The organism is Fibrobacter sp. UWT3 (assembly GCF_900230125.1).
GTDB lineage: Bacteria > Fibrobacterota > Fibrobacteria > Fibrobacterales > Fibrobacteraceae > Fibrobacter.
The window spans coordinates 1,513,369-1,526,428 of record NZ_OCSS01000001.1 but is presented as its reverse complement, the minus strand read 5'-3'; the positions used below and the strand labels follow the sequence as shown (position 1 = coordinate 1,526,428).

General features: G+C 53.9%; 11 protein-coding genes and 1 tRNA gene. 2 read left to right on the top strand and 10 right to left on the bottom strand.

From position 1 onward, the window contains the following. Positions 1-17: 17 nt before the first annotated feature. The 6 genes from CRO08_RS06665 to CRO08_RS06640 form a co-directional block, all read right to left on the bottom strand. A tRNA-Met gene (locus CRO08_RS06665) sits at positions 18-91 on the bottom strand. 98 nt (positions 92-189) lie between these two features. After that, positions 190-1,344: a CDP-alcohol phosphatidyltransferase family protein gene (locus tag CRO08_RS06660; protein ID WP_097035532.1), complete on the bottom strand. Its 1,155-nt coding sequence runs from the start codon at positions 1,342-1,344 to the stop codon at positions 190-192. Continuing rightward, entirely contained in the window at positions 1,341-2,990 is a 1,650-nt protein-coding gene (recN, locus tag CRO08_RS06655; protein ID WP_097035531.1) for a DNA repair protein RecN, read from the bottom strand. Before recN ends, CRO08_RS06660 begins: the two co-directional genes overlap by 4 nt. Before the next feature lie 64 nt (positions 2,991-3,054). After that, positions 3,055-3,810 carry a tRNA (guanosine(46)-N(7))-methyltransferase TrmB gene (locus CRO08_RS06650; RefSeq protein WP_097035530.1) on the bottom strand — a complete coding sequence of 252 codons (756 nt, stop codon included), beginning with the start codon at positions 3,808-3,810 and terminating at the stop codon, positions 3,055-3,057. Between the two features lie 97 nt (positions 3,811-3,907). Further along, positions 3,908-4,798 (bottom strand): MBL fold metallo-hydrolase, encoded by an 891-nt coding sequence (locus CRO08_RS06645; RefSeq protein ID WP_097035529.1) that lies wholly within the window; start codon positions 4,796-4,798, stop codon positions 3,908-3,910. A gap of 75 nt (positions 4,799-4,873) precedes the next feature. Then, positions 4,874-5,476 (bottom strand): hypothetical protein, encoded by a 603-nt coding sequence (locus CRO08_RS06640; RefSeq protein ID WP_097035528.1) that lies wholly within the window; start codon positions 5,474-5,476, stop codon positions 4,874-4,876. A 223-nt stretch (positions 5,477-5,699) separates the two neighbouring features. Between CRO08_RS06640 and CRO08_RS06635 the strand changes: the two genes are divergently transcribed. Then, positions 5,700-6,518 carry an exodeoxyribonuclease III gene (locus tag CRO08_RS06635; protein ID WP_097035527.1) on the top strand — a complete coding sequence of 273 codons (819 nt, stop codon included), beginning with the start codon at positions 5,700-5,702 and terminating at the stop codon, positions 6,516-6,518. Here CRO08_RS06635 and CRO08_RS06630 read toward each other — a convergent pair whose 3' ends face one another. The 4 genes from CRO08_RS06630 to CRO08_RS06615 form a co-directional block, all read right to left on the bottom strand. Further along, entirely contained in the window at positions 6,519-7,139 is a 621-nt protein-coding gene (locus tag CRO08_RS06630; protein WP_255252263.1) for a hypothetical protein, read from the bottom strand. A 36-nt stretch (positions 7,140-7,175) separates the two neighbouring features. Next, a complete protein-coding gene (locus CRO08_RS06625; RefSeq protein ID WP_097035526.1) occupies positions 7,176-8,477 on the bottom strand; it encodes a pyridoxal phosphate-dependent aminotransferase in 1,302 nt (433 codons plus the stop codon). 433 nt (positions 8,478-8,910) lie between these two features. After that, complete coding sequence (argH, locus tag CRO08_RS06620) at positions 8,911-10,335, bottom strand: argininosuccinate lyase (protein ID WP_097035742.1); 1,425 nt, start codon at positions 10,333-10,335, stop codon at positions 8,911-8,913. 56 nt (positions 10,336-10,391) lie between these two features. Continuing rightward, complete coding sequence (locus CRO08_RS06615) at positions 10,392-11,276, bottom strand: TIGR01212 family radical SAM protein (RefSeq protein WP_097035525.1); 885 nt, start codon at positions 11,274-11,276, stop codon at positions 10,392-10,394. An 85-nt stretch (positions 11,277-11,361) separates the two neighbouring features. Here CRO08_RS06615 and CRO08_RS06610 point away from each other — a divergent pair, with 85 nt between their 5' ends. After that, the gene (locus CRO08_RS06610) at positions 11,362-12,978 is read left to right on the top strand and encodes an FISUMP domain-containing protein (protein WP_097035524.1); all 1,617 of its coding nucleotides are present in this window, start codon (positions 11,362-11,364) and stop codon (positions 12,976-12,978) included. Positions 12,979-13,060: the final 82 nt, after the last annotated feature.

Sequence of the window (13,060 nt, the reverse complement as noted above, 5' to 3'; positions counted from 1 at the left end):
GAACCGGATCTTTTTAGTAGCGGGGGCAGGACTTGAACGCTGCGACCTTCGGGTTATGAGCCCGACGAGCTACCAACTGCTCCACCCCGCGTCGAGGTTGTTGCCATATATAGAAAATTTTTATGGTTATGTCAAGGGGACATGTGTTTTTTTCGCGAAAATAAGCGAAAAAACGCGTTTTGACAACCCTTACACGAACTTCTTGAGGATGTGCTTGCTCGAAACGAAGTAGTCGATACCGCTGATGATGGTAATGGCGGTAATGATGCCCATGACGATTGTCGGGAATATGTGCCAGATGTCGCTCAGGCCGGGGACGAGCGCACGCACGGGTTCAATCGCCCCGAGGAGGATTGCCACGATGCCGATTCCCTGGAGGGCCGTCTTCCACTTGCCGCTCTTGCGTGCAGGCATGATAAGCCCCTCGCTGGCGGCGAGCGTGCGGAGCGTTTCCACGCTGGATTCGCGGAAGTAGATGAGTGCTACCATCCATACGGGTGCATAGTCCGTGGCGATGAAGCACATGAAAATCGTCATATTCGAAATCTTGTCGCTGAACGGGTCGAGGTACTTGCCGAGCGTGCTCACTTCGCCCATGGCGCGGGCGAGTTTCCCGTCCAGGAAGTCGGTAAGCATGAACCCGAGAACCATCGCGAGTGCAAGCACCTTGAATACGATGCTGTTGTTGCTGTAGTTCAGGTCGTTGTCGTAGAAGAATACCCAGAGGAAGAACGGCGTGAGCACGATACGGCTCATCGTAAGCTGGCTTGCAATCGAAAGGGGCTTGCGGTGTGCCGGGTCGCGGTAGTACCAGTAGGCATACGCGACGGTCGAAGCCGTAATGAGCAGGATAGTCGCCACCATGCAAATCTGCTGGTAATCCTCGAGATTCAGTAGGTAGACGCCCATCGTGACCGTGGTCGCAAGGTTAGCGAGCTTCGACCAACGGCGTTTTTGCGGCAACTTCTTGCCTTCGCGGAGCACCCCGAGAGAAAACAGGGAATGCGCGATGAGTCGCCCGAGAATAAAGGCGCAGCCGATGCCGAGGAGTTTTTCTGCGCTTTCGGAATAGTAGAGGTCGCGCACGAAAATGCTTGTCATGACGCTGAACTGCAACAGACCGTCGACAACGTTCAGCCAGAGCCTGTAGTAGGGCTTTTCGATTTCCTGGCTACGCAACTGGTAGAGGTTTACCCATCCCATGATGAGGGCGATAAGCACGAAGGCGCAGGCGGTCTTCGCCATGCCGAGCCAGATGAAGATGATGACGCAGACAAAAACGAGCGCCCGTAGTAGGCTCCAGATGCGGCTGCGTAACCGCACGTCTGTTCTGTTTTCGCTCATTCGCAATTCTCCAAAAGTTGTTTCGCGTGCTCGCGCACCGTGGCAGATTCACCGCCCAGCATCCGCACGAGTTCGTCGACACGTCCGTCCGCATCGAGGTTCGTTACGGAGGTGTACGTGCGCCCATCGACTTCCTGCTTGCTTACGGCCAGCTGGTTGTCGGCACGGCTTGCGACCTGGTGCAGGTGGGTGATGGTGAGTACCTGATGGTGCTTGCCCAGGTTTCTGAGCGCAATCCCGATGTTGTTGCCCACTTCACCGCTGATGCCGGAATCTACCTCGTCAAAAATTAGCAAAGGAACGGCGTCGAGTTCTGCCATCACGGTCTTGATGGCGAGCAAAACGCGGCTCAGTTCACCGCCCGATACCGCCTTCTGGAGCGATTTTGCCCCTTCGCCCGGGTTGGGCGCTAACATAAATTCGATCCTGTCGGCCCCGTTCGCGGCAAAGTCCTGCTTTTCGATGCTCGTATGGAAGGTCGCCTTGGGCATACCGAGCGTGTGGAGATTTCCCTCCACGTCGGCATCGAACTTCTGTGCGGCCGCCTTGCGGATTTCTGTCAGCCTTGTTGCGGCTTCCTGCATCTCGGCCTGGTGCTTTTGGGCCTTGCGGGCGAGTTCCTCGAGGTCTGCATCCAGGTTCTCGAGGCTTTCGAGTTCTTCCTTGCGCTGTGCGGTAAGCGCGATGAGGCCGGCGACATCGGTGCGGTACTTGCGTTTGAGTTTCTGGATGGCAGCAATGCGCGAATTTGCACGGTCGATTTCGGCGGGGGAAAGCGAACGCGCGGGGGAAAGCCGGAGCAGGTCCTTGCAGACGCTTTCGAACGGGTCGGCGACCTCTGCGAGCGAGTTCACGTATTCCTCGTAATGCGGGATTTTCGATGCCAGCGCGCGCATCTTGGATTGCAGAATCTGTACCTGGTCCAGGAGGCCGCTATCGCCACCGAGAAGCGCCTGGATATCGTTGATGTAGTTGCGTTCCGCTTCGCCCTTGCTCGCGATATTTACCTTGTCTTCGAGTTCTTCTTCTTCGCCTTCGCGGAGGGCCGCCTTCGAGAGTTCGTCGTACTGGAACTTGAGGAAATCCTTCTGGGCGGCGAGGTTCTTCGCCTTGTTCTCGGTTTCCTCGATTTGCGCGAGTGTCTGGTTCCAGGCATTCCAGGCGGCAGTGTATTGCGAAAGCACCTGCGAGTCGTTCGCGAAGTCGTCGAGCATCTGGGCGTGCGTGCGCGTATCGCGGAGCAGGAGCTGTTCGCTCTGGCCATGCATCTGGATGAGGTGCTCTCCGATTTCCTGCAGGTCGGCGAGATTTACCATATTGCCGTTGACGCGCGTGCGGCCCTTGCCGTTCTCGAGAATCTCGCGCCGGATAACGAGCTCGTCGTCACAGTCTATGCCGAGATTTTCGACAATCTTCTTGACTTTCGGTTCTTTGCTGATGTCAAAAATGCCTTCGATGACGGCCTTGCTCTCGCCGGTACGCACCATCGATGCCTGCGCCTTGTCGCCACAGACCATGCGGAGCGCCTTGAGGAGTACGGACTTGCCTGCGCCGGTTTCGCCGGTAATGGCTGTGAACCCTTCGCGGAAAGGGACTTCTGCCTTGGCAATCAGGGTAAAATCGTTTATCGAAAGAGTCTTTAACATAGTGACGATAAATTAGAAAATTCCAAATCGCGCGACCAGACAAATTTTGACATCCGAAAAAAACTTATTTTTTGAACTCGATTACGCTCCGGTAGATGGGCCTGCCTTCTTTCCTGTACTTGCGTTCAAAACCGGTGGTGATGCCCTCGGTCGGTTCTGCGGTATTGCGCACGACGACCTTGCATCCGGGGAATGCGTCGAAGGTCTCGAGCGCAATCTCGTTGTATTCCTTGTGGTCTGTACCCCAGTAGAACAGACGCTTGCCGGGCTTGAGCACGCGGGCGACCTCGGTCAGGAAGTCGGGGCGCAACAGGCGGTTCTTGTGGTGGCGCTCCTTGGGCCACGGGTCCGGGAAGTACATGTGGAATGCGTCTACGGTGTTGCTCTTTACTGCATCGCGCAAGAAGTAGAACACGTCGCCGCGCAGCATGGACGCGTTGTCGAGCACCCCGCGCTTTTCCATGCGATCATGCGCGAATACGGCCCACGTGTAGTCCCACTCGCTACCCATGATAAAGTAGTCGGGGTGCTTCTGGGCGTAGTCCGCGATAAAGTTCCCCTTGCCGCTTCCGATTTCGACCTCGATGTGGCCGTTCTCGTTCGGGAACATGTCCTTCCAGTTGAAGTCCAGTTTGTGAGGGAGCCCGTCGGTTGTCTTGATGGGCTTGCGGTCGCCGTTCGTGCGGAACACGTAGTGCCAGAGGCTCCTGTGTTCGGGGTCCTGGTTCAGGTCGCGGTAGAACTCCGGAATCACGACCTGCTTTTCGGCTGCATTTTCGGCAACTTCTTCTACGTTCTTGTTGATTACATCTTCACTCATACTTTTCCTATTCCTCCCGCAATAAACATTGCCTAACCTGCAATAAACATCTCGCAACCCAACAACCAATCATCCATTATACATCATCAATCATCAATTAAACAAACGCGATGACTTTCTCTTTAAACTTTTCGGGAATTTCCTTCGCGATAGTCTCGCGGATATACTTTTCGGAATACTTCATCGAGAAGTGCGTGAGGATAATCTGTTCGCACTTGACTTCGTCCCCAAGTTCGTTCAGCGCGCGCACGATATGGTCGAGGTGCGTGTGTCCCTTCTTGCGGCTCATGGGCTCGTCTTCGGGGGCTATGAACGTGCATTCGGTAACGAGGACCTTCGAGTCGAAAACGCTGCGGTTTTCGAGCAGGCTTTCGCCGAGGCAGTCGCCCATAAAACTCACCTGCGGTTCGAATACTTCGCGCGTAATCTCTACGCCCGCCTGCCGGAGCGCGATGATTTCGCCCGCGTTCTTGCCGAGATACTCGTCCTTGAGCTTTCTCTTGTGCAGGTAGAGCGTTGCGCCCATCGCGGGTACGGAATGCTTCACGTTGAAGGGCTCGAGCACCATGTCCTTGCGGTAGCGCAATGGAATCCTTTCGCCTGCCTTTACGGCGACGAGTTCGGGGTAGCGGAACTTGGCTTCGCTTACGCCCTCGAACATGGCTTCGGCGCGGATCCAGTCTTTCGCCCCTTCGTAGATGCTCTCGGGAATGTAGTACACGCTGTCGCGCTCTACGCCCATCATCTTGCGGAGGCTATGGTGACGCATGAGGCATCGGGCATGGTCGCCGTGTGCGTGCGTGAGGAACACGTGGTCGATGGGGGTCGCCGTAAGCGGGCATTCTCCCATGTCGATGCAGAAGTTCATTTCGGGGAACTGCATATACGTCGCGAGGCCCGAGATGGAAAAACCGCAAACGCTCGAGCACGAGGCCTTGTGGTGGACCTGCTTGAGTGCGTTGTGGATGTACTTGCTTTCTGTTGTCACGTCTGTACCGTGGCCTAATTTAGAAAAAAAAGGAGCCGCAGGTTATGCGGCTCCGTTTAAAAGGTGTAGCGGGTTCTAGAGTTCCTTTGCCGCCTTGTCAGCCTTCACGATGGTCTCGAAGTCTTCGCAATCCATGCGTTCGATGTTGTTTCCCATGGCCTTGCTACGGGTTCTTGCGTTACCCTTGGCCTCCGGGATACGGAAGCAGAATTCGCGCGTACTGCCGAAGTCGGTCGGGATGCCCATCTTGAAAATACGGGTACGTTCCTTGGAAATCTTGTTGTAGCTTTCGTGGTAGTCGTAAGTGTTCTTGATCTTCTCGAGGCGTTTTTCCTGGTTGAAGAGGAGTTCGTTCACGATGGGGCCGTCCAGGTAGAGCGGAAGGGAATTCTGGAAACGCAGTTCAAGCTTGTTGCCGGTCTTCACGATGGAAGTCTCGCTTGGCTTAATGAGGTAGCGCTGCTGCGGAATGTTCTTGTAAGCCTTGTTGTGTGCCTTGCGGACGCCACACATCTCGCGCATGTCGGGGTTTGCGACGAAGTCGATATCGCGGCAGATCGGGGGGAGGTTCGTGGGGACTTCGAGGTCATCTCCGTTGGACGAACCGGCACAGCCGGAAAAGAATGTCAGGGATGCGAGAAACGCAGTAAGCTTGATGGCGAGGATTTTAGAATTCATAGTTCAAATATAAATTTTCTAAAGAAAAAAACATTTCTTTTCTGAAATCTAGTGAAAAAAAATAGCAACTTTACTCAAAATGGAGTTTTTGCTCTAAAATAAGTGTAAAAATATCGTTACAAAGAAGAACGGGTGCAGGGAAATTCGTTTTTTCTTGTCCGGGTATACGCTTTTGGATTTAAAAACCTATCTTTTACCCAGAGAGATTGGGTAACGGTATAAAATGAATATCTACAGTTGGAACGTGAACGGTATACGTTCGGCGCTCAAGAAGGGATTCGAGGAATGGTTCGTCAATACGGCGCCCGATATCCTCTGCCTTCAGGAGGTCCGTGCCGAAGAAGACCAGGTACCCGACACGCTTCGGAATCCAGAAGGCTACTTTACCTACTGGAATGCATGCCAGCGCAAGAAGGGTTACAGCGGTGTAGCCGTATATTCCCGCATCGAGCCCGATATGGTGAACTACGGGTTTGATATCGAGGAATTTGACGAGGAAGGCCGCGTGCTCCAGCTCGTGTTCCCGGACTGGGTACTCAACTGCATCTATTTCCCGAATGGAGGCTCGGGTGACGACCGCCTGGACTACAAGCTGCGCTTCTATGATGCGTTCCTCGAGAATTCGCTACGCTGGCTTGCGAACGGCAAGCACGTGCTTACGGTGGGCGACTACAATACCTGCCACAAGGAAATCGACATTGCGCGCCCCAAGGAAAACGAGAATATCAGCGGCTTTTTGCCGATTGAACGTGCCTGGATGGACAAGTACGTAGAGAACGGCTTCGTAGACACGTTCCGCAACCTGCACCCCGACACACGGGAAGCCTATACCTGGTGGTCTAACCGCTTTGGTGCGCGTGCCCGCAACGTGGGGTGGCGCCTGGATTATGCGTTTGTCGACGAGGGACTCGTGCCGAACGTGCTGAATTCCGAGATACACGCCTCCGTGCAGGGCTCGGACCATTGCCCCATCAGCATCGAACTGGAGCCGCCTTTCGCGCCGCTCCCGATCAAGCCCGCTTCTCCTGAAGGCGAAGTCTAGCTATTCACAGTCAAGGCAAGTCCATTCTACGGTTCCGGAACCGTAGTTGTTGAATCGTGCCTTCGTGTAGCTCTCGATATCGATAAGGAATCCGACCTTGCCGGCATTCTCGGTACAGCATCCGTCACAGTCGCTGTCGGAACACATGTCGTAGACGACCGCATCGATGGTGTGGCCATTTTTGCGGAGCCTGAACGTTTTTAGTTTATATGTATCCCAGTCTTTTTCGTGGACGGCGATGATGTTGTGCTCGCTGACCCATTCCTCGGTCTGCTGATCCTCGAGGCCGGCGAACCAGCCTGCCCAGGTACAGCCATTGTAGTCCTCGCACTCCTCGCTGCCGGGCTCGGGCCAGGAGGTATACCACGTGAGGTTCGCCTTGTTCCAGACGGTATCGGATGCAATTTCGCTCGAACTCGATCCGGTGAGGTCGGGTATCGCCATGTCGCTGCTACTTGCGGGCAGAACCATCTCGCTGCTGCTCGATTGAATTTTCGCGCTAGAAACGGGTATATCGGAGGAGGAAGATTCCTCGATGGCTGGCAGGGGAGAGCTACTGTCTCCGCATGCGACAAGCATCCCAAATACCGTTAAGACGGATAAATCCCTTAACGAATTCATAACAGTATCCTTTGACTAGCGCCTAACGACTAGGGACTACGAGTGCAGGTATTCCACGATGGCGTCGTGGATCGTGGTGAACACGCTGCGCAGTTCGTCTTCATCCTCTTCGAGGAGCGTCACGCGGAAGCCCTTCAAGTCAGTGCAGAAGCTGGTACTCGGAACCACGCAGATGCCCTTCGCGCCCAGCAGGTAGTACACGAAGCGGTAGTCCAGGTTCGTGGTCTTGCTGCACCATTCCTCCACCTTCTTCTTGATGATCGGGTTGTCAATCTTCAAGTTCTGGTGGCTGTTGAGCGTCCCTTCGCGGAAGATGATGGTGTTGTAGAATGCGCCGTAGGTCGGGTTGAAGTACAGTTCCGGAATGTCGGAAAGGATTTCGTTGATGATGGCGCTGCGGCGGCCAATCTTCTCGTTCAGCGCGGTGCGGTGCTCGATAAAGCGCGGATCGCCCAGCACACGCGGAATGGTCATCTGCGGGAGCGTGGTCGAGCAGACTTCCACCATCTTCGCGTTGTCGATGGCGCGGCAGAAGGCGTCAAACTGTTCGTCCTTGTCGCGGTTGTAGTATTCGGCCCAGCCGCAACGAGCACCTGGCCACGGGTATTCCTTGGAAATGCCCTTGAGCGCGATGCCCGGAACGTCACCGATGTATTCGGCGAGCGCGTAGGCGTGGGCTCCATTGTACGTAATCTTGTTGTAGATTTCGTCGCAGATGATGAAGAGGTTGTAGCGCTTCGCAATATCCACGATCTTCTTGAGGATGTCGAGCGGGTAGACCATGCCGGTCGGGTTGTCCGGGTTCAAAATCAGGATGCCCGCGATGCTCGGGTTGTACTTCACCTTGTTCTCGAGCTCTTCCAGGTCCGGATACCAGTGGTTCTCGGGCTGGAGGCTGTAGGTGATGGGGGCCGTGTGGGCATGGGCCGCTTCGGCGGAACTGTGGGTGGAGTAGGCCGGGGCCGGTCCGATGATGCGGGTGTTCATCGAGAGCAGGCCGTAGATAGTGGCGATGGCGTCACCGAGGCCGTTGAAGAACAGAATGTCATCGACGTTGATCTGTGCACCGCCGAGCTTGTTGTTCTCTTTGACCAGAAATTCGCGGGTCTCGAGCATGCCCTTGGAGGGGCAGTAGCCGTAGCTGCGGTTCGTCTTGACGAGGTCAACCACGATCTCCTTGATCCAGTCGGGCAGCTGGCATTTCTTTTCGATGGGGTCGCCGATATTTTCCCAGTGGATGGGGAGGCCGAGTGCCTTGAGCTGGTTTGCCTTTTTCACGATCTCGCGGATTTCGTAAGAGAGTTCCTTGGCACCTTCGCTCAAAAGTCTTCTGCGCATTTTATGCTCCTGTATAGGTATCGAAAATTCTTTTTTTTGCAGTGTAATTATAGCATAAAATTGTTCAAGAATTTTCGCTGTTCCTTGTGGTTAGTGGTTAAAATGGGGTAAATAACGTGAGCCAAGAGCGGCACGGCGTGAGCGTGCCGTGATGGCGAGAGCTCGTGAGAAACCGTAGGTCTTGTTGTTTGGGTAACGAACGAGCGGTCGAAAAAAAGAGCAGCCTTTTGCGGGGCTGCCCTTGAAACTTGCTATCTGGATTTTGGCGTTATGCCTTGCAGACTTTGGTTTCTCTGGACAGCCCCACAATAGCTCGGGCTGCTGCCGGGCTTGCCGCTTTCGCTGCTGCTGCGATGTTCTGTCCAAAGAATTTGTTCATGTTTCTAAATATAGTTCCAATTTTTACAAAAGTCAAGAAATTTTTTTTGTGAGTTTACTTCTTGAACTTCTTCAGAATCGCATCGGCCTTCACAAACTGCTGCTTCACGGATTTCGGACCCGTGCCGCCTTCGATGTTTCGGCGGGACACGCTGTATTCGAAGGTAAGAGTCTTCTTCATCTGTTTTACGTTCGGGACGCCGGCGCTTGCCCAGGCCTCGTCGCTGAGGTCCGTAAATTCGAGGCCTTGGCGGGCGGCTTCGCCGACCAGGCTGCCGACCACGTGGTGGGCATCGCGGAACGGCACGCCGGATTCGACCAGCAAGTCAGCGAGGTCGGTAGCCAGCAGCGCCGGCAGCATCTTCGCGTGCATCTTGTCGAAATTGAAACGTGCGCTTTCCAGAGCCTCCTTCATCACGCGGAGAATCACCTTCACGTTATGGACGGAGTCGAAAACCGGTTCCTTGTCTTCTTGCAGGTCGCGGCTGTAGCTGAGCGGGGCACCCTTTACCAGCGTGTAGAGGGCGCTGAAGTTACCGAGCATACGGCCGGACTTTCCGCGGATAAGTTCCATGGAGTCGGGGTTCTTCTTCTGCGGCATCATGGAAGACCCGCTGGAGAAGGCATCGTGCAGGGTGAGGTAGCCGAATTCGCTGGTGCTCCAGTTCACGAAGTCTTCGGCGTAGCGGCTCATGGTGTTCGCGATAATGGCGAGGTCGGCTTCGAATTCCAGCATCATGTCGCGGTGACTTACCGCATCGATGCTGTTCGGGCTCACGCCGTTAAAACCCAGTTCCTTTGCAACGAGGGCGCGGTGGTACGGGAATGCGGAACCCGCCATGGCGCCGCTACCCAGTGGAAGTTCGCTGTGCAGCTCCAAGAAATTGTCGAGGCGCTTCACGTCGCGGCTCACAGCGAAGAACATGCTCATCAGGTAATGGCTGAAGTAGATGGGCTGAGCCTGCTGCAGGTGGGTGTAGCCCGGCATCATCTTGCCGAAGTATTTCTTGGCAAGGTCCAGCACCGTTTCCATCAAAGAAACTTCGAGAGCGCGGATTTCGGCGGCGCGGTGGCGCATGTAAAGCTTGAAGTCGGTGCAAACCTGGTCGTTACGGCTGCGGCCCGTGTGGATCTTCTTGCCGAGCGCACCGATGCGTTCGGTGAGCACGCGTTCCACGGCCATGTGGATGTCCTCGTCAGATTCCTGCCAAAGGTTCTTACCGGCCTTGTAGTCCTTGAGGATGCTGGCCAAACCATCGCAAATCTTCTTGTAATCGGCCTTGCTTAACACGCCGGATTCTACCAGGCCCTTGCCGTGGCCGATGCTGCCTTCGATGTCTTCTTCGATGAGTTCGGCGTCGAATTGCAGGCTGAAGCTCAGGTCCACCATGCTCTGCGCCATGCCGCTAGCAAAACGGCCGGTCCACATGTTGGTCTGGGTGCCTTTCTTTTCAGTTTTCTTTGCGCTGGTCTTTGCCATTTTCAAATCCTTTTTGTTTTTTCGGATGCAAATTTAAAAAAATATGGGTGCCGCGACTATTGTTTATCGAGCAGCTTTTCCACTTCCGCGATAATCTTGTCGCGTTCCCCGCACCAGCTGGGGGCGAGGAGCATGTCGCTCGGGCTTTCGCCGCTGAACCGCTCGATGGCGGTATCTGGCCCGATAATCTTTATCATCTCGGCAACGGCGGCGCAATATTCCTCGAATTCCAGCAGCTTGATTTCGCCGGCAGAAAAATCTTGTGCCATCACGGTGCCCGCGACAATGTGCAGTGGGTGGATTTTCACGGCGGCTAGCTTCAGGTCGCGCACGACTTCGGCGGTGCGCTTGAAGTCTTCCAGAGTTTCGCCGGGGAGCCCGACAATCACGTGCGTGGTGACGGTGAGACCCGCCGCCTGGCAGCGCTTGACGGCATCCTCGAATTCGGCGAGTGTATGCCTGCGGTTTATTGCCGCAAGCGTGAGGTCGTTTGCCGTCTGGAGTCCGATTTCCACGATAATCGGCTTCTTACGGTTCAGTTCCGCGAGGTACTCGATCTTCTCGTCTTCAAGGCAGTCCGGGCGCGTCCCTATGGCGAGCCCCGCAATTTCCTTGTGCTTGATAATCGGGTCGATAATCCCCTTCAGGTGTTCGAGCGGGGCATGCGTGTTCGTGTACGGCTGCAGGTAGGCGAGGATGCCCGCGTTCGGGTACTTTTCACGTAACCTCGGCACGAACTTATCGAGCTGCTCCTGGATGCTGACCTTCGCCTGGTCGAACACCGGGCTAAAGCTTCGGTTGTTGCAGTAGCTGCATCCCGAGAATCCCTTGGTGCCGTCGAGGTTCGGGCAACTCATGCCGCCGTTCAGCGGGAGCTTGCGCACCTTGAGGTAGTTTGGGAATAGCTTGAGGAGCAAATCGCGGTAGGGAGTGTAGTGCATATCCCAAAAAATAGATTAAAGATGTAGAATAATCACATTTTTTTTCTATGTTTTCTATTGAATTTGGGTTTCAAGGAGAAATAAGATGCGTTTTCAAGCCAGTTCCCTCGTTATTTCGCTTTCGTTAACAATGCTTGCCGCCTGCGGCGACGATGATTCCTTCATTTCTAGGTCTCAGGGACTTCCCGGTGAAGTGGCCGATATGGACGAACTGGAATCCTACGCATGCAGTGACGAATTCAAGGGCGAGAAAGTCTATGTGGCAGATCTCAAGCGAGACTATGAATGTGATGGTGATAGGTGGATTCGGGTCGATGACGAGGAAACGTCTAGTTCGTCTTCTGCCAGGTCATCTTCCAGCGACAGGGCTAGTTCTAGCAGCATCCGGAGTTCTTCCAGTAGCGTACGGTCTTCTAGTAGTCTAGGGTCTTCTAGCAGCACTCCTTATAGTTCAGTCAGTTTCGATTTTACCAAGGACGAGGCGTTTAATTCGAATGTCCAGTACGGCGAACTGAAGGACGCGCGCGACGGGCATGTCTACAAGACAGTCACTGTCGGAAGGCAGGTCTGGATGGCGGAAGACCTTGCCTTCGAGTATGTGGTGAACGATGAACCATTTGAGAATTACTGCGGCACGGATTCCTGCAAAATTTTAGGTCGTTATTATACCTGGGCGGCTGCTATGGATAGTGCCGGTATATTCGGCACAACGGGCAAGGGGTGTGGTATGGACACAAAATGTTCGCCGGCATATCCGGCGCGAGGCATTTGCCCCGAAGGCTGGCACGTGCCGACAAATCAGGAATACAACAGCATGATACTTTATGCCGGTGGGTCTTATGAGGCTGCATTAAAGATAAAATCTCAAGTTGGATGGAAAGATTCCCTAAATTCGGACATCTATGGCCTGTCTTTCTTACCCGGTGGGCGAAGCACGGCGATAGGAAATATAAAAGACATAAGTGAAACGTTCTCGTGGACATCTACTGAATACGATGAGAAATTTGCTGCATGGTTTATTATGTCGAGTCGTAGTGCCGGAATTGTCTACAACCATACCAAGAACATGGCGAACGCTGTCCGCTGTATCAAGGATACCCTGGTCGAAGATTCCTTCTATGATACCATTACCATAGCACAGCCCTGCAGGACGGAGCAGGAAGACAACTGCACTTATGGAGAATTTACCGACCCACGAGACAATCAGGTCTATAAAACGATAAAGATTGGTAATCAGGTCTGGTTTGCCGAGAACTTGAAGTACGAGACATCGATTAGCCGTTGTTACGCCAACGATTGCGATTTATATGGCCGTTATTACCTATGGAGGGATATTGCGAACAATGGAGGAGACCTTTGCCCTGCTGGTTCGCACATGCCGTCTAAGGAAGAATGGGAAACTTTATTCTGGGCCGTCTCTGGGGCTAACGCATCTGGAGCAGCGCTGAAATCGTCTACCTGGCGAAAGAGAAAGGAAGTTGACCATTTTGGTTTTTCGGCTTTGCCGGCTCGCGAGTTCTATGGGAGTTCGTGGGGGAACAGTAATACAGATTACGCCGAATTCTGGTCTTCGACAAAAGGAGAAAATGGTGTCTATAGTTTATCATTATACAGTGACAGCGATGTATGCTATTTTGAAGAGTTCAAGTATTACACAAGCGACTATATGTATTCCATCCGTTGTATCGTGGATCCGGAATAGTGGTTAGATACACTTGATACACTTTGGTGTTTTGTAAGACACTTCTGTTCCTTCTCGTAACCGAAAAAAGGCATTTTATAGA